General features: G+C 74.3%; 25 protein-coding genes. 9 read left to right on the forward strand and 16 right to left on the reverse strand.

Going from position 1 to position 21,712, the window contains the following annotated elements:
• Nucleotides 1-94: 94 nt before the first annotated feature.
• From ptsP to ACERM0_RS10690, 7 genes are all read right to left on the reverse strand, one after another.
• A complete protein-coding gene (ptsP, locus tag ACERM0_RS10660) occupies nt 95-1,822 on the reverse strand; it encodes a phosphoenolpyruvate--protein phosphotransferase (protein ID WP_373678573.1) in 1,728 nt (575 codons plus the stop codon).
• On the reverse strand, nt 1,819-2,094 hold the full coding sequence (locus ACERM0_RS10665; protein ID WP_373678574.1) for an HPr family phosphocarrier protein: 276 nt from the start codon (nt 2,092-2,094) through the stop codon (nt 1,819-1,821). Before ACERM0_RS10665 ends, ptsP begins: the two co-directional genes overlap by 4 nt.
• A gap of 12 nt (nt 2,095-2,106) precedes the next feature.
• Nucleotides 2,107-3,627 carry a PTS fructose transporter subunit IIC gene (locus ACERM0_RS10670; RefSeq protein ID WP_373678575.1) on the reverse strand — a complete coding sequence of 507 codons (1,521 nt, stop codon included), beginning with the start codon at nt 3,625-3,627 and terminating at the stop codon, nt 2,107-2,109.
• On the reverse strand, nt 3,624-4,091 hold the full coding sequence (locus tag ACERM0_RS10675; RefSeq protein WP_373678576.1) for a PTS sugar transporter subunit IIA: 468 nt from the start codon (nt 4,089-4,091) through the stop codon (nt 3,624-3,626). Before ACERM0_RS10675 ends, ACERM0_RS10670 begins: the two co-directional genes overlap by 4 nt.
• Nucleotides 4,088-5,038: a 1-phosphofructokinase gene (pfkB, locus tag ACERM0_RS10680; protein WP_373678577.1), complete on the reverse strand. Its 951-nt coding sequence runs from the start codon at nt 5,036-5,038 to the stop codon at nt 4,088-4,090. The genes ACERM0_RS10675 and pfkB overlap by 4 nt, the downstream gene beginning before the upstream one ends.
• Nucleotides 5,035-5,796, reverse strand: coding sequence for a DeoR/GlpR family DNA-binding transcription regulator (locus tag ACERM0_RS10685; protein ID WP_373678578.1), 762 nt, complete (start codon nt 5,794-5,796; stop codon nt 5,035-5,037). Before ACERM0_RS10685 ends, pfkB begins: the two co-directional genes overlap by 4 nt.
• A gap of 209 nt (nt 5,797-6,005) precedes the next feature.
• A complete protein-coding gene (locus ACERM0_RS10690; protein WP_373678579.1) occupies nt 6,006-6,818 on the reverse strand; it encodes an N-formylglutamate amidohydrolase in 813 nt (270 codons plus the stop codon).
• 64 nt (nt 6,819-6,882) lie between these two features.
• Here ACERM0_RS10690 and ACERM0_RS10695 point away from each other — a divergent pair, with 64 nt between their 5' ends.
• Together ACERM0_RS10695 and ACERM0_RS10700 are read left to right on the forward strand one after the other, a co-directional pair.
• On the forward strand, nt 6,883-7,287 hold the full coding sequence (locus ACERM0_RS10695; protein ID WP_373678580.1) for an MmcQ/YjbR family DNA-binding protein: 405 nt from the start codon (nt 6,883-6,885) through the stop codon (nt 7,285-7,287).
• A 24-nt stretch (nt 7,288-7,311) separates the two neighbouring features.
• Nucleotides 7,312-7,791 (forward strand): SRPBCC family protein, encoded by a 480-nt coding sequence (locus ACERM0_RS10700; protein ID WP_373678581.1) that lies wholly within the window; start codon nt 7,312-7,314, stop codon nt 7,789-7,791.
• Here ACERM0_RS10700 and ACERM0_RS10705 read toward each other — a convergent pair.
• The 5 genes from ACERM0_RS10705 to ACERM0_RS10725 form a co-directional block, all read right to left on the reverse strand.
• Complete coding sequence (locus ACERM0_RS10705) at nt 7,752-8,414, reverse strand: phosphoribosyltransferase (protein WP_373678582.1); 663 nt, start codon at nt 8,412-8,414, stop codon at nt 7,752-7,754. The genes ACERM0_RS10700 and ACERM0_RS10705 overlap by 40 nt on opposite strands.
• A 10-nt stretch (nt 8,415-8,424) precedes the next feature.
• Nucleotides 8,425-8,712: an OsmC family protein gene (locus ACERM0_RS10710; RefSeq protein ID WP_373678878.1), complete on the reverse strand. Its 288-nt coding sequence runs from the start codon at nt 8,710-8,712 to the stop codon at nt 8,425-8,427.
• Entirely contained in the window at nt 8,713-8,913 is a 201-nt protein-coding gene (locus ACERM0_RS10715; protein ID WP_373678583.1) for a hypothetical protein, read from the reverse strand.
• Between the two features lie 70 nt (nt 8,914-8,983).
• Complete coding sequence (locus tag ACERM0_RS10720; protein ID WP_373678584.1) at nt 8,984-9,979, reverse strand: magnesium and cobalt transport protein CorA; 996 nt, start codon at nt 9,977-9,979, stop codon at nt 8,984-8,986.
• 12 nt (nt 9,980-9,991) lie between these two features.
• Nucleotides 9,992-11,029 (reverse strand): aldo/keto reductase, encoded by a 1,038-nt coding sequence (locus ACERM0_RS10725; RefSeq protein WP_373678585.1) that lies wholly within the window; start codon nt 11,027-11,029, stop codon nt 9,992-9,994.
• Nucleotides 11,030-11,097: 68 nt separating this feature from the next.
• Here ACERM0_RS10725 and ACERM0_RS10730 point away from each other — a divergent pair, with 68 nt between their 5' ends.
• A complete protein-coding gene (locus tag ACERM0_RS10730; protein ID WP_373678586.1) occupies nt 11,098-11,721 on the forward strand; it encodes a DUF429 domain-containing protein in 624 nt (207 codons plus the stop codon).
• A 25-nt stretch (nt 11,722-11,746) separates the two neighbouring features.
• Here the strand turns inward: ACERM0_RS10730 and ACERM0_RS10735 are convergent, their stop codons facing one another.
• The 3 genes from ACERM0_RS10735 to ACERM0_RS10745 all read right to left on the reverse strand — a co-directional run bounded on the left by ACERM0_RS10735 (nt 11,747) and on the right by ACERM0_RS10745 (nt 13,377).
• Nucleotides 11,747-12,154, reverse strand: a complete 408-nt coding sequence (locus tag ACERM0_RS10735; protein WP_373678587.1) for a VOC family protein — start codon at nt 12,152-12,154, stop codon at nt 11,747-11,749.
• A gap of 93 nt (nt 12,155-12,247) precedes the next feature.
• A complete protein-coding gene (locus tag ACERM0_RS10740) occupies nt 12,248-12,811 on the reverse strand; it encodes a nucleosidase (RefSeq protein ID WP_373678588.1) in 564 nt (187 codons plus the stop codon).
• Nucleotides 12,811-13,377, reverse strand: a complete 567-nt coding sequence (locus tag ACERM0_RS10745; protein WP_373678589.1) for a thioredoxin family protein — start codon at nt 13,375-13,377, stop codon at nt 12,811-12,813. Before ACERM0_RS10745 ends, ACERM0_RS10740 begins: the two co-directional genes overlap by 1 nt.
• Before the next feature lie 82 nt (nt 13,378-13,459).
• Here ACERM0_RS10745 and ACERM0_RS10750 point away from each other — a divergent pair, with 82 nt between their 5' ends.
• From ACERM0_RS10750 to ACERM0_RS10760, 3 genes are all read left to right on the forward strand, one after another.
• Complete coding sequence (locus ACERM0_RS10750) at nt 13,460-13,975, forward strand: DUF3293 domain-containing protein (protein ID WP_373678590.1); 516 nt, start codon at nt 13,460-13,462, stop codon at nt 13,973-13,975.
• Nucleotides 13,976-14,091: 116 nt separating this feature from the next.
• A complete protein-coding gene (locus ACERM0_RS10755; RefSeq protein WP_373678591.1) occupies nt 14,092-14,577 on the forward strand; it encodes an Hsp20/alpha crystallin family protein in 486 nt (161 codons plus the stop codon).
• Between the two features lie 81 nt (nt 14,578-14,658).
• On the forward strand, nt 14,659-15,708 hold the full coding sequence (locus ACERM0_RS10760; protein ID WP_373678592.1) for a CapA family protein: 1,050 nt from the start codon (nt 14,659-14,661) through the stop codon (nt 15,706-15,708).
• Here the strand turns inward: ACERM0_RS10760 and ACERM0_RS10765 are convergent.
• Nucleotides 15,687-16,007, reverse strand: coding sequence for a GYD domain-containing protein (locus ACERM0_RS10765; RefSeq protein ID WP_373678593.1), 321 nt, complete (start codon nt 16,005-16,007; stop codon nt 15,687-15,689). The genes ACERM0_RS10760 and ACERM0_RS10765 overlap by 22 nt on opposite strands.
• 169 nt (nt 16,008-16,176) lie before the next feature.
• On the opposite strand from ACERM0_RS10765, the gene ACERM0_RS10770 reads away from it, so the two are divergent.
• The 3 genes from ACERM0_RS10770 to ACERM0_RS10780 are packed head-to-tail and all read left to right on the forward strand — an operon-like array spanning nt 16,177 to nt 21,634.
• Nucleotides 16,177-18,135 carry a hypothetical protein gene (locus ACERM0_RS10770; RefSeq protein WP_373678594.1) on the forward strand — a complete coding sequence of 653 codons (1,959 nt, stop codon included), beginning with the start codon at nt 16,177-16,179 and terminating at the stop codon, nt 18,133-18,135.
• On the forward strand, nt 18,132-18,752 hold the full coding sequence (locus tag ACERM0_RS10775) for a TetR/AcrR family transcriptional regulator (RefSeq protein WP_373678595.1): 621 nt from the start codon (nt 18,132-18,134) through the stop codon (nt 18,750-18,752). Before ACERM0_RS10770 ends, ACERM0_RS10775 begins: the two co-directional genes overlap by 4 nt.
• On the forward strand, nt 18,749-21,634 hold the full coding sequence (locus ACERM0_RS10780) for an RND family transporter (RefSeq protein ID WP_373678596.1): 2,886 nt from the start codon (nt 18,749-18,751) through the stop codon (nt 21,632-21,634). Before ACERM0_RS10775 ends, ACERM0_RS10780 begins: the two co-directional genes overlap by 4 nt.
• The last annotated feature ends 78 nt before the right edge of the window (nt 21,635-21,712 follow it).

A 21,712-nucleotide genomic window follows, 5' to 3' on the forward strand; every position in this document is an offset into this window, starting at 1 on the left:
TCAGGCTTCACCCCGCGGCCCTCGGACCGTTCCTCGATGCGAGGTCCAAGAGTCGCTCGCACTCGACGCACGGATCTCCCGACCGCGGCCTCGGTCAGGCCTCGGTGAGGGCGGCCTCGAGGTAGGCGCGGACGCCGGCGCCGTCCTCGGCCTCGTCGAGCGCTCCGGCGACCGCGTCCGCGCACTGCTGGGTCGTGAGCCGGCGCAGCCGGTCCTTGACCTCAGGAATGGCCACCCGGGTCATGGACAGCTCGTCGACCCCGAGCCCGACCAGCGCCGCGGCCACGGTCGGGTCGCTGGCCGCTTCGCCGCAGACCCCGACCCACGCGCCCTGGGCGTGGCCGGCCGCGACCACGCGACCGATGAGTGCGAGCACGTCGGGATGGCAGACGTCGGCGAGGTGGGCCACGCCGGCCTGCAGCCGGTCGGCGGCGAACAGGTACTGCAACAGGTCGTTCGTGCCGATCGACAGGAAGTCGGCGTGGGCGGCGAGCCGGTCGGCGCCCAGCGCGGCCGAGGGCACCTCCACCATGACCCCCACCTCGACGTCGGCGAGGTCGACGTCCTCCTCCGCGGCGACCTGCTCGAGGGCCGCCCGCGCGCGGCGCAGCTCGTCGACCACCGACACGAGCGGGAACATGACGGCGAGCCGGCCGGCGGAGCCGTCGGCCAGTTGCGCCTTCGCCCGCAGTAGGGCCCGCAGCTGGTCGTGCAGCAGCTCGGCGCGGCTGAGGTGGAGCCGGATGCCGCGCAGGCCGAGCGCCGGGTTCTCCTCCGGTTCGCGGTGGACGAACGGCAGCGGCTTGTCCGCGCCGACGTCCATGGTCCGGAACACGACCCGGTGGCCCGGGAAGGCCCGCAGCACCTGGGTGTAGAAGCCGACCTGGTCGGCGACCGACGGTGCCGTGCGACGGTCCTGGAACAGGAACTCCGTGCGGACCAGCCCCGAGCCCTGTGCGCCCGCCTCGACCGCGACGGGGAGGTCGTCGGCGCTGCCGATGTTGGCGGCCACCTCGACGTGGCGACCGTCGGCGGTGCGGCCCGGCTCGTCACGGAGGGCGGCCAGCTCGGTGCGCCGCTGGTCCTCCTCCGCCAGGCGTTTCGTGACCGCGGCGCGGTGGTCGGGGTCGGGCCGCACGACCACCTCGCCGGTGCGCCCGTCCACGGCGAGCTCGTCGCCGTCGGCGACGGCGGCCAGCAGTCCGTCCACGGCCACGACGGCCGGGATGCCCAGCGAGCGGGCGAGGATGGCGGCGTGGCTGGTCGGCGAACCGGTCTCCGTCACCAGGGCGGCGATCAGTTCACGCGGCAGGCTGGCGGTCTGCGACGGGGTCAGCTCCTCGGCGACGACGACCGAGCGCGTCGGTGGCACCGGCACGGCCACGTCGCGGCCCTGGAGCAGGGCGACGACCCGGTCGCGCACGTCGTCGAGGTCGGTGGCGCGTGCGGCCAGCAGTTCGCTGGACGAGCCGCGCAGCAGTTCCCGGAACCGGTCGAAGGCGGTGATCGCGCCGCGTTCGGCGGAGGCGCCGGCCGTGATCTCCTGGACGGCCTGGCTGCGCAGCTCGGGGTCGGCGGCGAACTCCGCGTGGGCCTCGAAGATCTCGCCCTCCTCCTCGCCGACGGCCGCGGCCACGCGCTCGGCGAGCTCCTCGAGTTGGGCCCGGGCGGTGGCCAGTGCGGCGTCCAGGCGGGCGACCTCGTCGTCGACCGGCCCGGTGCGGGTCGATGGCACCGGCGCGGCCGCGGCCGGCGGCTCGATCCTGAAGGTGGGGGCGAGGGCGACCCCAGGGGCCGCCGCCCGCCCGGTCAGCGTGCTCACGCGGCCGTCCCTTCGCCGAGTCCGGACTCGATCAGTGCCACGAGCTCGTCGAGTGTCGCCTCGGCGTCCTCGCCCTCGACGCCCACCGTGATCGTGTCGCCCTGGTGGCAGTCGAGGGTCAGCACGGACAGCACGGAGCTGGCGTTGACCTCACGGTCGCCCTTGGCGAGGGTGACCTCGCCGGGCGCCGCCGCGGCCGCCTTCGCGAACACCTTCGCGGGGCGGGCGTGCAAGCCACTGGGGTTGGGCAGGGTGACGGTGCGCTTCGGCATCGGATCTCCTTCTCAGCTGGCGACGGCGGCCGGGGCCGCGGCGTCGGTGGTCTCCTCGGCGGTGCGGCGGCCCAGCGACTTCAGCAGGACGACGAGCACCGCGGTCACGACCGTGCCGATCGCGATGGCCAGCAGGTACAGCGCCCAGTTGCCGATGACCCCGATCACCCAGATCCCGCCGTGCGGCGCCTGGAGCGTGGCGTTGAAGGCGAACGACAGGGAGGCCGTCACCGCCGAGCCCGCCATCAGGGCCGGGATGACGCGCAGCGGGTCGGCGGCCGCGAACGGGATCGCGCCCTCCGTGATGAACGACGCGCCCATCACCCAGGCCGCCTCGCCGGCCTCGCGCTCCTCCTCGGTGAACAGCTTCCGGCGCAGCACGGTGGCCAGCGCGAGTCCCAGCGGCGGGGTCATCCCGGCCGCCATGACCGCGGCCATCACCTGGTAGTTGCCGGCCTCCAGCGACAGGATCCCGAACGCGTACGCGACCTTGTTGACCGGCCCGCCCATGTCGAAGGCCATCATCAGACCCAGGATCAGTCCGAGCACGATCTGGTTGGCGCCCGACATCCCCTGCAGCCACGAGGTCAGCGCGGCGTTGATCGCGGCCACCGGCTCGCCGACGACGAGGAACATCAGCACACCGACCGCCAGGATGCCGACGATCGGGTAGACGAGGATCGGCATCATGCGCTTGATGGTTCCCTTCACCGGGATCTTCTTGAGCGCCATGACGATCCCGCCGGCGAGCAGCCCGGCGACCAGCCCGCCGAGGAAGCCGGCCTCCACCTGGACCGCGATCAGGCCACCGACGACGCCGGGGGCGATGCCGGGGCGGTCGGCCATCGCGAACGCGATGAAGCCGGCCAGGATCGGCACCAGCATGCTGAACGCGATCCCGCCGATGGTCAGCAACAGGATCCCGAGCCAGGTGATCGTGTCGACGCCGAGGTCGCCTGCGGTCTGCACGCCCTCGCCCACGACGAACAGCTGCATGTCCGGTTCGGTGATGGCGACCGCGTCGGCGATCGCGAACGACAGCGCGATGAGGATGCCGCCGCCGACCACGAAGGGGATCATGTAGCTGACGCCGGTCATCAGCCAGCGCCGCACCTCCTCCGCCTTGCTGGTGCCGCGGCCGGTCACGCTGGCGAACACGTCGTGGTCGCCGCCGGCGGTCTCCCCCGCCGGGGTCGCGCCGGGGCCGGCGCCGACGCGGGCCGGGGCGCGCTCGGCCGCGGCGACGGCGCGCTCGACGGTCTGACCCGGCCGGTCGATGGCCTCACGGGTGCGGACCTCGACCGCCGGCAGGTGGGCGAAGCGGTCACGGTCCTTCACCGTGGCGTCCACGGCGAAGATGACCGCGTCCGCGCCACGGACGTACGCCGGGTCGACGGGCGGGCCACCGGCGGCGCCCTGTACCTCGACGTGGATCTCGTGTCCTTGTTCGCGGGCCGCCACCTCGATGGCCTCCGCGGCCATCTCGCTGTGGGCGATACCCGTCGGGCAACTCGTGACGGCGACGAGCTTCACAGCTCTACCTCCCGGTGGATGACGTCGACGACGGCTGCGGACGAGTCCGCCTCCCGAAGGGCCGTCCGGAACGCCGAGTGGATGAGTCGACGTGCCAGGCGCGAGAGCACCCGCACGTGCAGGTCGTCCGCGCCCTCCGGCGCGGCGATCAGGAACACGAGGTCGGCCGGGGTGCCGTCCTCGGCCCCGAAGTCGAGGCCCGACCCGCTGCGGCCGAAGGCGACGGCGGCGCGGGTCACGGCCGGGCTCTTGGCGTGCGGGATCGCGATCCCGGACTCCATGCCGGTCCCGCCGGTCTCCTCCTCGCGGGCCAGCACGGCCTTGACGTAGGTGTCGGGGTCGGTCACCCGCCCGTCGGCGGCGAGCAGCGCGGTCAGTTCCGCGATCGCGCCGTCGCGGTCGGTGGCGGCCAGGTCGGTGGTCACCAGCTGGGTGTCGATCAGGTCGGCGATGGTCGTGGTCACCGTGGTCCTCCGGGTTCGCGCAGTCGTCGGTCGGGGTCGACGGCGTGGAGGGCCACGCTCGCCAGGTCGAGGTCGTCGGGGCCGGGCAGCTGCGTGCCCGGCAGCAGGGCGGCGGCGGTGCCGAAGGCGACGCCGCGCCGCAGCGCGTCGGCGTCCAGCCGCGGGCTCGCGAGCAGGCCGGCGACGAGGGCGTCGCCGGCGCCGACCGCGCTGCGGGGCGTGATCGGCGGGGTGGTCGCGTGCCACGTGCCGGCCGCATCGACGAGCACGGCACCGTCGGCACCGAACGACACCACGACGGTGCCGGCGCCCAGCTCGCGTAGCTCGTCGGCGGCCTGCACCGCGTCGCCGAGGGTCTCCACGGCACGGCCGGTCACCTGCGCCAGTTCCTCGGCGTTGGGCTTGATCAGGTCGGGACCGGCCGCCAGCGCCGCGCGCAGAGCCGGACCGCTGGTGTCGATCGCCACCCGGGCGCCGGCGTGGTGGGCACTGCGGGTCAGCTCGGCGTAGAAGCCGTCCGCGGTGCCGGGCGGCAGCGAGCCGCAGCCGGCGACCCAGTCGGCGCCTTCGATGGCGGCGACGGTGGCCTTGGTGAGTGCGGCCACCTCGTCGCGGCCGAGCGGATGGCCGGGCGCGTTGATCTTCGTCACGACCCCGTCGGGTTCCACCACACTGACGTTGGTCCGCACGGCACCGGCCGTCGTGACGGCGACGACGTCCAGACCCTGGGCACGCAGGGTGTCGAGCAGCTGGTCGCCCTCGTGACCGCCGAGCGGCACGACGGCGCGCGTGCGCACCCCGTTGGCCTGCAGCGCCCGGGCGACGTTGATGCCCTTGCCGCCGGGCTGGACCAGCACGCGGGTGGCGCGCAGGACCGCGCCGCGGCGCAGTTCGGTGACCTCGAGCGTCCGATCCAACGACGGGTTCGGCGTCAGGGTGACGATCATGCGCGCACCACCTCCAGGCCGGCGGCCTCGAGCGCCTCGCAGTGCGCCGGGTCCGCCTGCGCGTCCGTGATCAGCACGTCGACGTCGGCGACGTCGGCGAACCGGACGAAGTGGTCCTGCTCCAGTTTGCTGTGGTCGGCGAGCAGCACGACCCGCCGTCCGGCCTCCACCATGGCGCGCTTGACGCCGGCCTCGGAAGGGTCAGGTGTCGTCAGGCCGCCGGCCACGCTGAGCCCGTTGGTGGCGACGAACGCCACGTCGGGGGTCAGGTCGCGCAGCGTGCGCAGCGTCCAGTCGTCGACCGTGGCGAGGGTGCGCTCGCGGACCCGCCCGCCCAGCAGGTGCAGGCGGATGCGAGGGCGGGGGGCGAGTTCCGTCGCGATCGGCAGCGAGTTGGTCACCACGGTCAGGTCGCGGTCGTCGGGCAGCGCCGCGGCCAGCGCCTGGGTGGTCGTGCCGGCGTCGAGCAACAGCGTGGCGTCGTGCGGGACGTGAGCGAGGGCGGCCTTGGCGATCCGGGCCTTCTCGGCCGCCATCCGGGCGGCGCGCTCGACGACCGCGGCCTCGTGACGCAGGCGCTCGACGGGGATGGCACCGCCGTGCACGCGCCGCAGCAGGCCGGCCGCCTCCAGTTCGGTCAGGTCACGCCGCACGGTCTCGGTCGTGACCGCGAAGTCCGCGGCGAGTCGTGCCACCTCGACGCGCCCGTCGCGGCGTGCACGGTCGACGATGACCTGTCGGCGTTCCTCGGCGTACACGTGCGCGCGCTCCCCGGCTCGTCACGGAGTTCTCCTGTGTTTCTACGTGGAGTCCTGTGGGAACGCTAGGTTTTGATTGGTATTGCGTGGGGAAGGGGCCCCATCTGCGCGCACGTCGCCCGAACATGCCGTCCACTGGTCCCCGAGCGCACGCCGAACCGGCCGGCTCACCGGCGTGTGCACGGCCGCTCCCCCACGCTGCCCGGGCATCAGGCGGCGGCGGGAGCCACCAGTTCCAGCAGTGCGTCCGCGACCGCGGTGACCAGCGCCGTGAGCGCGGCCTCACCGGCGTGCGGGGTCGCCGAGTCCTCGTCGAGGTAGGTGTCGCGACGGATCTCGAGCATCACCGACACCACCCGCCGGTCGCCGAGGTGGTCGCCGGGCACGAACGTGCCCGCGAACGGCACGTCGAGGGCGCTGGCCAATCCGGCGTCGCGGGCGAGCCGAGCGACGGTCTCGCGCACGGCCGGCGGGGTGTGCACCGGGTGGGTGCCGATGCACAGCGGTGGTCGGGGTGCCTCGCCGTGGAGCTCGTAGGGCAGGGCGCGACTCGGGTAGGAGTGGACGTCGAGGAGCACGCAGACGCCGCAGGTCCGCAGCCGCTCCTCGACCAGCGCCGTCAGCGCGGCGTGGTAGGGCCGGAAGTAGACGTCGAGCAGCTGCTCACGCTCGCGCGGGTCGGACCGGCGCAGCAGCCGCCGGTCGCTGGTGGCCGTGTAGACGGCCCCCATGCCCACCGTCTCCATCTCCTCGCGGGCCGGGTCGAGGAAGCGCTCCGGGTCGACGACCAGGCGCGAGCAGCGGTTGACGAAGCGGGTCGCGCCGAGCGCGGCCGTGCCGGCCGCCAGCACGTCGGTGCGGTGGTCGGTCAGGCGCCGCAGCTCCTCGGCGAGCCCGGCGTCGTCGAGCAGCAGACCGGCACGCACGTCCGGTGGCACGTGCGTGCCCGCGTGCGGGACGTGGACGACCAGGGGCCGCGGCGCGGCGGCGGGTGGCAACACCTCGAATCCCGGTGACGGCACGGCCCCTCCTCGATCGGGCGGGAAGGTACGCGGGTCCGGGCCGGTCAGCGGTCATACTCGCGCCATGGACGAACCACCACGCGAGCTGCCCTACTCGCCCGAGGACGTCGCCGAGGCGACCCGCCGGCTGCGGGAACGGTGCGAGCGTTTCCCCGAGGTGAGCGAGCGGCTCAGCCACGGTGCCGTCACCTTCTTCGTCCGCGGCAAGCGCACGTTGGCGTACCTGACCGACGACCACCACGGCGACGGCCGGCTCGCACTGGTCTACCCGGCGCCGCCGGGGGTGCAGGAGGACGTGATCCGCGCCGAACCCGACCGGTTCTTCCGGCCGCCCTACGTCGGCCACCGGGGGTGGGTCGGCCTGCGGCTCGACGTCGACCCGGACTGGGACGAGGTGGCCGACGTGCTGGACGAGGCCTACCGGCTGGTGGCCCCGAAGACGCTCGTCCGCCAGCTCGACGGCGGCTGATCGCGGGGCGCGAAGGAGACGAGGATGGCCTGGTACGACCGGCGGACCGTCTTCCACCTCGGCGCACCTGCCGAGTCGGTGTTCGCCACCATGATCGACCCGCGCGAGTTCCTCGCGGGCTGGCCGCGGGTCGGCGACGTCGAGCGGCTCGTCGACGGCGACCAGGACGGTGTCGGGGCGGTGCACCGCGGCTCGATCCGTTCCGTGTTGCCGTTCACGCTGACGTGGTCGATGACGACCGTGCGCACGGAACGACCCGAGTTGATCGAGTGGGAGGCACGCGGCGATCTCGAGGGGCACGGCCTGTGGCGCATGCTGCCGACCGACGACGGCACCGAGGTCCGCTTCCGCTGGCAGGTGTCCACCACGCGGCGGTGGATGAACGTGCTCGCCCCCGTCGCGCACCGCGCGCTGGAGTGGAGCCACGACCGGGCCATGCACGACGGGGCCCGGGCGCTGGCGCGCTACCTCGATGCGCCGCTGTCGGGATTCCGCACGGCCTGAGCGGCGAGCAGGGCCAGGACCTCCTCGTCCCCGGTCTGGGTGAAGTCGGCGTACCACTGCCCGACCGCCCGGAACGCCATGGGCACGACGGGGCACACGACGGCGTCGGCCTCGGCGCGCAGGTGCTCCACCCCGCCCTCGGCCGCGACGGGCACGGCCAGGACCACGCCCAGCGGGCCCGCCCCACGGGCGGTGCGGCAGGCGGCCACGGCGGTCGCGCCGGTCGCCAGCCCGTCGTCGACGATCACCGCGGTACGGCCGTGCAGGTCGAGGAGCGGCCGGTCGCCGCGGTAGCGGTGGACCCGGCGTTGCAGTTCCCGCCGTTCGGTGGCCTCGATGGCGTCCAGCGCCCCCTCGTCGAGCCCGAGACGGTCGACCATGGTCGGGTCGAGGACGCGCACCGCGCCCTCCGCGATCGCGCCGATGGCCAGCTCCGGCTGTCGGGGCGCGCCGAGCTTGCGGACCACCAGGACGTCCAGCGGGGCACCCAGGCGGTCGGCGACGGGCGCGGCCACCGGCACGCCCCCGCGCGGCAGGGCCAGCACGACCGGGTCCTGCAGGTCGCGCGTGGCGAGCAGGTCGGCCAGGCGCCGTCCGGCGTCGGTGCGGTCGGCGAACTGCAAGGTCGGCCCATCAGTCGTGGTCGGGGGGCGCCGCCACCAACTCGTAGGAGGTGCTGATCGCGATCGCGTCGCGGATCGACCGTGCCACGGGGCACTTGTCGGCGTGGAAGCCGTGCACCCGCTCGATCTTGTCGCGGTCGGCGTCGGCGTCGACCGTCAGGGTGTAGGCCGCGTGCACCCGCCGCAACACGAGCACGCCACCGTCCAACTCCACCTCGCCACGGACCTCGGATCGGAGACGACCGCCTCCGGCGGGGATGCCACGTGCCTCGAGGGCACCCCCGAACGTGCCGGTCAGTCAGCCACCGGCAGCGGCCACCAGGTAGTCGATGGTGGTCGCGTCGGCCGGCATCTCGGCGGGATCGACCCCGTAGTGCGCGGCGATCTCGCCATGGACGCCGAACGTGACCGGCTGCGTACGCCCCGGCACCTGCGCGGAGCGGATCGGACCGCGCTCGCGCACGATCGAGACCCGCGACGTGTAGACGACCTCCGACATGCCTGACTCCTCGACGCGCCCGAGCATGGCAAGCCGGCCGCGGGAACACAAGGCCCGGACGCACGCGAGGTCACAGCCAGCCGCTGCGCTTGAAGAGCCGGTAGAGCACGACGCAGATCAGCGCCATGGTCCCGAGCACGACGAAGTAGCCGTAGCGCCAACCCAGCTCGGGCATGTGCTGGAAGTTCATGCCGTAGATGCCCGCGATGGCGGTCGGGACCGCCACGATGGCGACCCACGCGGAGATCCGGCGCATGTCCTCGTTCTGCCGGATCCCGATCTGCGCCAGGTGGGCGTTGAGGGCGCTGTTGAGCAGTTCGTCGAGGCCGGTGACGTGCTCGCCGACCCGCGTCGCCTCCAGCCGGATGCCGCGCAGACGCGCCAGCACGTCGGTCGGGGCCCCGGGCGCGCCCTCGTCGCCGCCGCGGTCGAGCAGATCGCCGAACTCGTCGAGCAGCTCCTCGAATTCGTCGGGCAGGGCCGCGACGGCCCACCGGAAGAGCTGCACCTCGCTCTTGAGGCGATAGATGCGCTCGGCGCTGCTCGTCCGGCCGCCGGAGAAGACCTGGGTCTCGATCTCCTCGACGTCGTTGTCGAGCCCGTCGAGCACCACCGCGTAGCTGCGCACCACCCGGCCGGCGACGACTGCCAACAGCCCGACCGGTCCCAACCGCAACAGTGCCTCGTCCAGCTCGTCGCCGTTCGCCCGTGGCCGCGGTTCCGGTTGCGGCCCGCGGCGCAGCGTGACGGCCACGTCGTGCCCGAGCACCAGCGCGAGCTGGCCGACCTCGATCACCTCCTCGGGATCGACGTAGACGGCGGTCTTGAGGACCACGACCAGGTCGTCCCCGTGGCGCTCGAGGCGCGGGCGGACGTGGTCCTGGGCGGCGACGGCCAGCGCCGCCGCCGACAGCCCGGTCCGCTCGGTCAGGTGGGCCAGGTCGGCGTGGCCGGGGTCGGCGACGTCGACCCACAGGAACCCGCCGTCGGCGGCGACGCGTGTGCGCTGGACCTCGAGCGGTCCCTGGTCGACCCGCCGCCCGTCGACGAACCGCACCGCTTCCACCGCACGCCTCCGTCAGCTGCGGCCAGCATCGACGCGGCGGCTGCGCTGGTCGACGCCCGGACCCCCGTAGGGCCAGTCTGCCGGCGCCGGGTCGCTGACCAGGTCCAGCGCCGTCATCTCGTCGGCGGTCAGGCGCAGGTCGGCGGCGGCGAGGTTGTCCGACAACTGCTCGGTCGTGCGCGCTCCCAGGATCACGGAGCTGACCATGGGGCGCTGTGCGACCCACGCCAGGGCGACCTGCGCCATGCTGACGTCGCGGTCCTTGGCGATCGCCCGCACGGCGTCGATCACGTCCCAGGTGCGTTCCAGCGGGCTGCGGCGGCTGTAGGCCTCGACGCCGCGCTCGGGGTCCTCGCCCAGGCGGGTCGCGCCGGCCGGCGCCTCGTCGCGGTGGTACTTGCCGGTCAACCAGCCACCGCCCAGCGGCGACCACGGCAGCAGCCCGAGCCCGTTGGCCTCGCAGGCCGGCACGATCTCCCACTCGATCTCCCGCACGAGCAGGTTGTACTGCGGCTGCAGGGTGATCGGGACCGCCCAGCCACGGAAGTCGGTGAGGTCCACCGTCCGCTGCAACTGCCAGCCGGTGTAGTTGGAAAGCCCCACGTAGCGGATCTTGCCGGCCCGCACCGCGTCGTCCAGGAAGCGGAAGGTCTCCTCCAGCGGCGTCACCGGGTCCCAGCTGTGGACCTGGTACAGGTCGATGGTGTCGATCCCGAGGCGTCGCAGCGAGGCGTCGAGTGCCCGGCCGAGGTGGCGCGCCGACAGGCCGTGATCGTTGACGTCGCCGCCGGTCGGGAAGCGGCCCTTCGTGGCGACGACCATCGCGTCGCGGACCCGGGCCGGACGGTCGGCGAGCCAGCGGCCCACGATCTCCTCCGACACGGTGCCGGCGTACACGTCGGCGGTGTCGATCAGGTTGCCGCCGGCATCGGCGTAGCGGTCGAGTTGCTCGTGGGCGCCGGCCTCGTCGGTCTCCTGACCGAACGTCATCGTGCCGAGCGCGAGATGCGAGACGGCGCAGCCACTGCGCCCGAGCGTGCGGTACTCCACCAGGACTCCTCGAGTCGAAATCGGGCCGAGTCCCGACGCTACCCGCGTCCAGCGGGCAGGATGACGTCATGGACGCGCGCAGCACGTGGGTCGGGATCGACGTCGGCGGCCGCCGCAAGGGGTTCCACCTCGCGGCGGTGCGCGGCGACGGCCGGGTCCAACTGTCGCACGCCGACGGCCCCGACGCCGTGGAGACGGCGGTCGGCCGCACGCTCGAGGCGCTGCCGGTCCGGGTGGCCGTGGACGCCCCGGCGGCCTGGGCCCCCGACGGGGTGCCGGCGCGACCCGACGAGGTGGCCTTCCTCGCCGCGCGCGTGTGTGCCATCCGCTTCACCCCCGACGCCGCCACCGCGGCCGCCCGGACCGACGGCTACTACGAATGGGTCGAGCACGGTCTGCAACTGTGGCACGGCCTGCGCGAGGCGGACCTCGAGGTGGTCGAATGCTTCCCGACCGCGTCGTGGACGCGCTGGCTCGGCCCGCGGGAACAGCGGACGCGACCGGCCTGGACCGGCGCCGGCATCGCCTCGCTGTACGCGGTCGGTGACGGCGGTGTGCTGTTCGGCGACCGGCCACGCAACCAGGACCAGCGGGACGCGCTGGCCGCCGCGCTCACGGCGCGGCAGTCCGCCCACCCCGACACCGTGCGCTTCGGTCCGCTGGTCGTGCCGCCGCCCGGGCCGGCGTGGTGACCGCCACGGTGGACCTCCGCGTGTGTCAGCCGCGGGCGGAGATCTGCTGGATCGCCCAGCCGTTGCCGTCGGGGTCCTCGAAGAACACGAACCCGACGTTGTCGAGCGGGTCGGGCGTCGCGGACGGGCTCTCGCCCATCACCACGACGTCGCTGACCTCGACGCCGGCGGCGAGCAGCTGCTCACGGGCGGCCCGGACGTCGGCGACCACCAGCTGGAGGCCCTTGAGCGAGCCCGGTGGCATCGGCGGCACCACACCCTCGCCGATGACGATCGAGCAGCCCGAGCCGGGCGGCGTCAGCTGGACCACCCGGGCACCGTCGCCGACCGTGGTGTCGTGGTCGACCACGAACCCCAGCCGGTCGGCGTAGAACGCCTTGGCGCGGTCGACGTCCGCGACCGGGACCACGACCACTTCCAGCAGCATTTTCATCGGCGTCTCCTTCGTCTCCGGCCGAGCCGGCGCTCGGGGGGGCGGGAGGTGGACGCCGCCGGCCCCCCCGGACTCATCGCTCGGCGGCGGGGATCACGCCAGCAGGCCGCGTCCCTCGGCCCAGTCGGCGAGGCGCTCACCACACGCACGCAGGCCGTCGTGCCACGTGCCGAACAGCTCGGCGTCGGCGCCGTCGCTGACCACCTTCGTCAGCCACACCTCGCGCCCGAAGGCCCGGGCGACCGCGGCCACCGCGTAGCCCTCCATGTCCACCACGTCGGCGTGCTCGGCAAGGCGCGCGCGCTGCTTCGGTGACGCGACGAGCCGGTCACCGGTCGCCAGCCGGCCCGCTGCCCCGTGTGGGCCGCCGAGCTCGAGAGGGCCGCCCCGCAGTGGCCGGCCGACGAACCGGCTCACGCCGGCGTGGTCGAAGTCGTGCTGATGGACCCGCGCCACCTCGACGACCGTGCCCAGCGGCTGACCGTGCAGGCCGCCGGCGGTACCGACATTGACCACCAGGTCGGCCGGATCGGCGGCGAGACCGGCGGCCAACGACGCCGCGGCCTGCACCTTGCCGACGCCGAGGTGGTGCACCGGCACGTGCGCCGCGAGCGCCCTAGTCTCCTCCTCGAGCGCGGCGACGAACAGCACCCGCATCAGGCGGGCTCGTTGCCGGGGCGCCACTTGATGCCGCAGCCCATCGACGGGGCCTGGTCCTCGCCCGGCCGCTCCCCGGCGAGCAGGGCGTCGATCGCCGCGCGCAGGTCCTTGCCGGTCGGGGTCTCGCCGCCGGGACGGCTCTCGTCCATCCGCCCGCGGTACGCCAGCCGGCGATCGCGGTCGAACACGAAGAAGTCCGGCGTGCACGCAGCGCGGTAGGCCTTGGCGACCTCCTGGTCGGCGTCGTGCAGGTAGGGGAAGACGAAGCCGACCTGACGCTTCTGGTCGGCCAGCCGCTCCGGCGCGTCGTCGGGGTAGTTGTCGGCGTCGTTGGCGCAGATGCCGACGAACGACGCGCGACCGTCGACGACGTAGTCGCGGGCCAGCGCGGCCAGTTCGTCCTGCACGTGCTTCACGTAGGGGCAGTGCCGGCTGAGGAACGCGACGACCAGGACCTCGCCGTCCAGGTCGTCGAGCGAGACGGTGGTGCCGTCGGTGACCTCCGGCAGCGCGAACGCCGGCGCGGGCGTACCGAGGGCGAGCATGTTCGAGGTCAGGGCCATGGCGGTGCATCCTTCCAGTTCGACGAAACGGCCGACAGCGCGACGCTAGGCGGCCACACCCGCGATGCCGAACGGATGGCCCATGGCCGACGACGTGGCCGACGACGTGGCCGACGGCATGGCCGACGACGTGGACGGGCTGCGGCGCGCCTACCTCGACGCGGTCGTGGAGATCGACCTCGACGGGCGCCGGCTCGAGCTGACCGGCGCGCCCCGGGGCACGACCCGCGGTCGCTTCCCGGCCGGCGTCGGACACGTGCACGTCGTCACCGCCTGCAACCCGCGCTCCGAGGTGCTGCCGGCCGAACGCAACCGGATGCGCAACCAGGCGCTGGCGGCCGAGTTGGCCGCGGCCGGACTACGGTCGGTCCCGGCGGTGGGCCGCTCCCCCGACGGCACGTGGCAGGAGCCGAGCTTCGCCGTCCTGGACGCCGACACGCCTCTGCTGCTGGACGTGGCGGACCGTCACGGCCAGCACGCCGTGTACCGGTGGACCCCGGACGAACTCGCGGTCGTGTGGGCCGGCCGCCAGCGTGGCCGTGTCGACGCCCAGGGATGGGTGCTGAGGGTGATCGGCGGTGACGAACGCGCGAGGTGAGCGGCGGGTCGCCACCGCCTCGCATCGCGGGACGATGGGCTCTGCCGGCTCGGATCGGCCGCTGCGACCATCGCCCGGTCCCCCTGCCGCCGGTGCGACAACGTTGGAGGTACGCCATGGCTGGCCTGGTACGCCGTGACCCCAAGTCGGCGGAGAGCCGCGACATCTTCGACCGACTCGACACGCTCTTCGACGAGTGGACCCAGCTGCTGCCACAGCGGATGACCGACCGGCTGCGGTCCCCGATGTTCCCGGAGCCGAGCATGGTCCTGGGCGACTACCTGCGGGTGGACGAGTTCCGCGAAGGCGACGACCTCGTCATCAAGGCGGAACTGCCCGGCGTGGACCCGGAGAAGGACGTCCAGATCAGCGTGACCGACCACCGCCTGCACATCGACGCCCAGCGCCGCGAGGAGGCGGAGACCGAGTCCAAGGGCTACGTGCGCCGCGAGCTGCGTTACGGCCACTTCACCCGCGACCTGCCGTTGCCCGCCTCGGTGTCCGAGTCGGACGTGAGCGCGCGGTACCGCCACGGGATCCTGGAGATCCGTGTGCACGTGCCGGAGTCGGAGGCCACCACGATCCCCATCGAGAAGGCCTGACCCGATGCCGGATCGCCCAGGGCGGGTCGAGGGCGGGGCGCGCCCACGACCGCCCGGCGTCGGGCACGGCCCGCCGGCGCCATGACGGCGAGCACGCCTGCCGGGACGGTGACCCTCGCGCTGCTCGGCGACACCATGCTCGGGCGCGGGGTCGGCGAGCGGTTGCTGGTGGACGGCCCGCACCGGCTCGTCGACCGCGGCGTCCGTGACCGGCTGCAGGACGCGGACCTGCGGGTGCTCAACCTCGAGTGCTGCATCGCCGAGGCCGGCCAGCCGTGGCCCGACCCGAACAAGGCGTTCTTCTTCCGTGCACCCCCGGCCGCCGTGGAGACGCTGCGCTGGCTGGGCGTGGACGCCGTCACGCTCGCCAACAACCACGCCCTGGACTACGGCCACGAGGCGCTGACCGAGACGCTCGACCGGCTGCACGGCGCCGGCATCGCGACGACCGGTGCCGGCGCCGACGTCGAGGCCGCACGCGCGCCCGCGCGCCTGGAGGTCGAGGGCGTGCGCGTGGCCGTGTTCGGCGTGACCGACCACCCGGCTTCCTTCGCGGCCGGACCCGCGCGTGGCGGCGTGGCCCACGCCGAACTCCAGCGTGGGGTCCCCGCGTGGTTGCGCCAGGCGATCACCGCGGCGGCGGCCGACGTGGTCGTCGTCACGCCCCACTGGGGACCGAACCTCACCCGCGAACCGCTGGGCTACGTCCAGCGCGCGGCGGACGTGCTGGCCGACGCCGGCGCCACCGTGGTCGCCGGCCACTCCGCCCACGTCTTCCACGGCGCGCGGTTGTGCGAGGACCCCTCGCGGGCGCTGCTGTACGACCTCGGCGACTTCCTGGACGACTACGTCACGCACCCGTCACTGCGCAACGACCTCGGCCTGCTCTGGCGGGTGACCGTGGACGCGCACGGCGTCCGCGAGGTGGACGCCGTGCCGCTGCGCCTGGACTTCGCCGCCACCCGTGTCGCGACCGGCGAGGACCGCGCCTGGATCGACGACCGGCTCCGCCGCGCGTGCGCGGTGTTCGGCACGCGCGTGCGGGACGCCGGTGACCGTCTCGTGCTGCGGCCGGCCGAGCACTCGGGCCGGTTGCCACCGGTCGCGGCTCAGCCGCCCGGTGGCCGGTAGTCGACCTGCAGTTGCGCCGCCTGGTCGATCTCCTCGGGCGTCAGCAGCACCGTGGTACGGCTGGTCACGGAACCACTCGCGCTGACGAGCATGCCGATGGAGGCGGTGGTGACGTTGTCAGGCACGTCGGCGATGAGGATGACGTCGTCCTCGCCGAGCGCGAAGTAGAAGGCCTCGAGCGAGCCACCGACGTCGGCGATCATCTTCGCGATCGTCTCGCGGCGACCCGTCCCGCCCTCGCTGAGCACGCCCTTCATGCCCTGGGGGGTATAGCGGGCCTTGAGCAGGTACTTGGGCATCGACCGGCCTTTCTCGCTCGCTGACCGGCGGCCGGATCCGCCGGCCATGGCTCCGATCTTCCGCGCACCGCGTGCCCGGTCAACGGTGACGATCGCCCCCGTCCGAAGGCACCGACGAATCCGGATACATTGACGTATTCGAATCGTGTCCCCCACGCCAAGGCGACCGATGCCGCTGTCCGAGACCCGCCGCGGGCGTGCCCGCGCCCGCCGCGCCCGCCGTCGACGTGCCTGGACGTCCGCGCTGGCCGTGACCGTGGTGGCGGGCGCCAGCGTCGGCTCGGCCACCACGCTCGCCGCCGCCTGTGAGGACGCCGGCGCACGGCCGGCCGCCGCGCTGGTGACGGTGCACCTCGCCGACGACGGCGAGGTGCTGGACGCCGATCGACGGCTGGTGGTCGACGGGCAGCCCTGCGCACCGGCCGCGGGCGACGTGGACCTCCCGGTCGCCACGGCCGTCCTGCATCACGCGCAGACGGGCGCGTCGCTGGAGGCCACCGAGCTCGCCGACCAGGACGGACCGGTCACCACCACCGTCAGCGTCCGCGACACCACGGCGACCACGGTGACCGTGCCGGTGGACGGCCCGCAGGGGCGCGAGGACCGCGACGTGCGGCTCGGCGTACCGCAACTGGTGACGATCACGGTGGCCTATCCGGCGTCCTGGAAGGTGGCCGCCCCCGCCGGCACCGGCGTGGCGATGCGGGCCTCGGACGCGGGTGTCGAGGTCTCCCACACCGACCTGCTGTTTCCACCGCTGACGGCGACCGCGGTCGGCCTGCAGGTCGAGGCCCGTCCCGGACGCGGCACGCCCGACGTGCGCGTCGAGGCCGTGCCGCTGTCCGAGGACGCCGAGGTGGACCTCAGCGACGACCTGCTCGACCGCGACAGCGCAGCCGTGCTGGGCGCACTGTCCAGCCTCACCGGCGACGGCGCCGAACAGCTGGCCGACGGCGCGGGTGAACTGGCCGACGGCAGCGCCGAGCTGGCCGACGGTGCCGGCGAGCTGGCCGGCGGGCTGGATGAGCTCGCGGCGGGCGCGGGCGCGCTCGGCGCGGGGCTGCAGGAGCTGGGTGCGGGCAGCCGGGAGCTGGCCGGCGGTGGCGCCGAGCTGGCCGACGGGGCGGCGCAGCTGGCCGCCGGGCTGCCGCAGCTGGCCCAGGGCGCGCAGGCGGTCGCGGCCGGCAGCCAGGAGCTGGCCGACCAGCTCGGCACGGCCGCCGACGGGGCCGGGGCGCTGGCCGACGGCGGCGACGACCTGGCGGCGGGCGCCCGCGAACTGGCCGCCGGCACCGCCGAGCTGGCCGCCACCGCAGGCGAGATCCGCGACGCGGTGGCCGCCGGCATCAGCGAGGCGTTGGACCGGCCGCTGCCGCCCGAGGTCACCGAGGAGCTGCCGCCGGAGGCCCTGGACGCGTTCGAACAGGCCCGCGCGGCGGCGGGTGACGTCGTCGCCTTCGTCGACGAGGCCGCGGCCGGGTTCCAGCAGCTGGCCGACGGGGCGGCGGCGGTGGCCGAGGGCGCCGAGCAGCTGGCGGCCGGCAACCGTGAGCTCGCCGGCGGGATCGACGCCGCGGCCGACGGCACCCAGGAGCTGGCCGACGGGGCCGGGGCCGTCGCCGGCGGCGTCGGCGAGGTCGCGACCGGCGCGGAGCAGCTGGCGGCCGGCAGTGCCGGGCTCGCCGACGGGCTGGCCGCCTTCGCCGCCGGTTCGCAGGAACTCGGCGACGCCGGTTCGCAACTGGCCGACGGTGCCGCCGGCGCCGCGGCGGGCGCGGGCGAGCTGGCGGGTGGCGCGAGCCAGCTGGCCGACGGCATCGCCGCGTTCGCCGACGGGGCCGCCGAGCTGCCCGAGGCCGTGCGCGAGATCGTCGACACGGCCGACCGCGCCGGGCAGCGCAGCGCCGCCACCGACGCGGTGCTGCGGGAGGGCCGAGCCCGGGCCGAGCGGCTGACCGGCGACGACGCCGACGCGATCTCCTACGTGCTGGCCCACGCCGGCCAGCGGCCGGTGTCGCCGGCCGTGTGGGCTGCACTGGCGGGCGGACTGCTGGCGGTCGGCGCGGCCAGCTGGTGGTGGCGACGCCGACAGGCCGACCCGGCCGCGACGACGGAGGTGCCGGCATGACCCCGCCGCGGCGGCGCCGCACGCGCGCCGAGCAGCAGGCCGAGACGCGGGCCCGGCTCGTCGAGGCGGCGGCCGAGGTGTTCGCCGCCCACGGCTTCGAGGGCGCGTCGATCGACCTGATCACCGAGCGAGCCGGCTACACGCGCGGCGCGTTCTACTCGAACTTCTCGGACAAGGCCGAGTTGCTGCTCGAGCTCATGCGCGACCGCATGCGCGAGTTCACGGGCGTGCTGCCGGGCATCCTCGCCGCGTCCGAGGAGGACCGGATCGGCGAGGCGGCGAGGTGGCTGGTGGAGCAGCCGCCACCGGTCGAGGTGCTGCTGCTGGTCGAGCTGGCCCGGCTGCGCCACGACCACGGCGACGTGGCCGCGCTGCTCGACGAGATGGCGGACAGGTCGCTCGGGTTCGTCGGCGACGTCCTCGACGAGGCCGACGAACCGACCGTCCCCTGCCACGACCGCACGGGCCTCGAACGCGCCGTGCTGGCCGCCGTCCTCGGCGCACAACTGCTGCGCCACGTCGGCATCGACGTGGACCCGCGCACCATGGAGCTGCTGTTGTCCGGCGTCCTGCACAGCCCGGTCCTGCCCGACACGTCCGACGCGGGTGCCAGGTGAGCCGCCTCCTCGATCTGCTGGCCCGCGTCGCCATCCGGGTCCCCGCCCTCACGCTCGCCGGGCTGCTGGTGGCGACCGTCGTGCTGGGCGCCGCGGCCAGTTCCCTCGAGGTCGACACGGGCGTGGAGTCGTTCGCGCCCGAGGGCGGCGCCGCCGCGACCCTGGAGTCGATCGAGCAACGCTTCGGCACCGTCAGTTCCGTGCAACTGCTGGTCGACGCCGGCGCACAGGGCAACGTCCTGGGTCGGACGGGCCTGCAGGCGGCCCAGCGGCTGGAGGACACCCTCGCCGCGGACCCCACGATCGCGGCGGCGCTGGTCCCGTCCCGGCCCGACCAGCCGGCCGTGATCACCTACGGCTACCCGTTCCTGGCCGGGCTCGACGCCGCCGAGTCCGACCTCGAGGACCTCGACGACACGACTCTGCAGATCCTCGTGGACGGCGTCGTCGACCGGGCCGGCGAGCAGGTCGAGCCGTTGCTGTCCGACGACCTGGAGACCGAACCGGCCCGCGCCCGCAGCGGCCTCGTCCAGATCGAGTTGGACAGCGCCGCGCCGTCGGCCGTGCGCGCCGACGCCTCGCGCGCCATCGAGTCCGTGGCGGCGGAGACCGACACCGGCGACCTGCGCATCTCGATCCTGTCGATGACCGCCATCGAGGACGGCATCGAGCGGGCACTGAACCGGGACATGCCGGTCCTGCTGGGCACCTCGCTGCTGCTGGTGCTGGGCGTGCTCGCGTGGCTGTTCCGCTCCGTCTCCGACGTCGTCGTCGGGTTCTTCGGGCTGATCGCCTCGATCGTGTGGATGGCCGGCTTCGGGGCGGTGCTCGGCCCGGACGGGCTGGGCCTGATCGGGCCGATGAGCCAGATCGCGATCGCCGTGCCGGTCCTGTTGGTCGGCCTGGGCATCGACTACTCGGTGCACCTGACGTCGAGGTACCGCGAACAGCGCGCCCTCGGCGACGTGCCGGACACCGCGGCCCGCACCGCGCTGCGCACCGTCGGCGTGGCGCTGGTGCTGGCGACGATCGCCTCGGTGGCGGGCTTCCTCGCCAACGTCGCCACGCCTCTGCCGCCGATCCGTGACTTCGGGGTCCTGGCGGCCGTCGGCATCGTGTCGGCGTTCCTGATCCTCGGTGCCGCCGTGCCCGCCACGCGCGTGCTGCTGGACCGCCGGCGCGACGCCCACGGTGCCGCCGCGCACACCGGCAAGGCCGCCGAGCGCGTCACCGGCGGCGACCCACGCTGGGTGCAGGTCGCGACGGCGCTGGCGACCCGCCACGTCGTGCCCGTGCTCGGTGTGACCGCGTTCCTGCTGTTGGTGGGTGGTGTGGCCGCAACCGGTTTGTCGACGGAGTTCGACGACCGCGACTTCCTGCCGGAGGGTGACCCGGTCATCGCGGTGCTGGACCGGCTCGACGCCCAGTTCGGCGGCGACGTCGGCGAGCGCACCTACGTCCTGGTCGACGGCGACCCGCGGGACCCGGCCCTGCTCACCGCCGTCGCGGCCTACGAGGACGACCTCGCCGGCATCGAGGACGTCCGCCGCGTCGGCGAACGCGCCGAAGTCGTCTCGCCCTTCCGCCTCGTCGACCGGCTCGGCGAGCAGGCGAGCGGCGTCCGCGAGCGCATCGCGGGCGAACTCGACGACTGGCTCGACCCCCAGGCGGCCGCCGAACGCATCGACCTGCCCGACACGATCGACCCGGAACTGGTCGAGGAGCAGGCCGACGGGTCGGTCGACGTGCCGCGGGAACTGCTCGACGCGCTGCGCCCCCGGCTGCCCGAGGGACGCGACCCGACCGTCGCGCTGGCCGCCACCGCCGACCAGGACGACCTGCGCGCGCAGGTGCGCGAGGCCCTGGCGCAGGACATCGCCGACGACCGCCCCGAGGTACTCGACGACGCGGCGCTGCGGTCCCTGGCCGCGCTGGACGATTCCGAGCTGACCCTCGCCGTCCTGCGCGACGCCGGCTACCCGCTGGACCGGCTCGACGAGGACGAGCGGCGACAGCTCGAGCTCCTCGAGGCCCTGGAGGCGGCCGGCTGGCAGGAGCCCGACGACGCCGATGCGGCCGTGCCGGACGGGACGGCGTTGCGCGACCAGCTCGACGTCGTCGCGGCGTACGAGGGCGACGAGCTGGCCCGCTTCCTCGACGACGACGGCCTGGTGCTGACGGTGTCGACCGCGGGCGGGTCCGAGCGGGCCGAGGCGCTCGCGGTGACCCTGCACGACGCCGCCGACCCCGTCGAGGCGGCCGGCGGCGAGGTCACCGTGGTCAGCGACCCGCTCGTGCAGGCGGAGATCATCTCGTCGCTGTCGGCCGCCCAGCTGCTGGCCATCCTCATCAGCCTCGTCGCCGCGGCGGTGCTGCTGGTGACGGCCACGCTGCTGAGCTCTCGCAGCGTCGTGCTCGGCCTGATCGGCATCGTGCCGTCCACGATCGCGCTGGTGCTGGTGCTGGGCGTGATGTACCCGCTGGGGCTGGCGTTCAACGCCCTGACGGCGACGGTGGCCTCGATCGCGGTCGGCATCGGCGTGCCGTACGGCATCCACCTCATCAACCGGTTCCGTGAGGCCCGCGAGCACGGCCTGTCCCCCGACGACGCGGTGGCCGACTCGCTGCGCAACACCGGCGCCGCGCTGGTCGGCTCCGCGGTCACCACCGGCCTCGCCTTCGCCGTGCTGATGCTGTTCGAGTCGACGCCGATCAGCCAGTTCGGCGCGGTCAGCACGATGATGATCGCGTTCGCCGTGCTGGCGTGCCTGCTGGTCCAGCCGGCGTTGCTGGTGCTGTGGGGCCGCCACCGCGCCCGCCGCGACGAGCGTCGCACCTCAGCCGAGCCGGCCGACGACCGCGCCCCCGCCGGCATGGCCTGACCCCGCGCGCCGGCCGTCGGCGCGCCCGTCGCGGTCCCTCCCATGCCTCGGCCGTCGGCGCCCGGTCGCGGTAGGGCG

It is taken from the genome of Egicoccus sp. AB-alg2 (assembly GCF_041821065.1).
Taxonomy (GTDB): domain Bacteria; phylum Actinomycetota; class Nitriliruptoria; order Nitriliruptorales; family Nitriliruptoraceae; genus Egicoccus.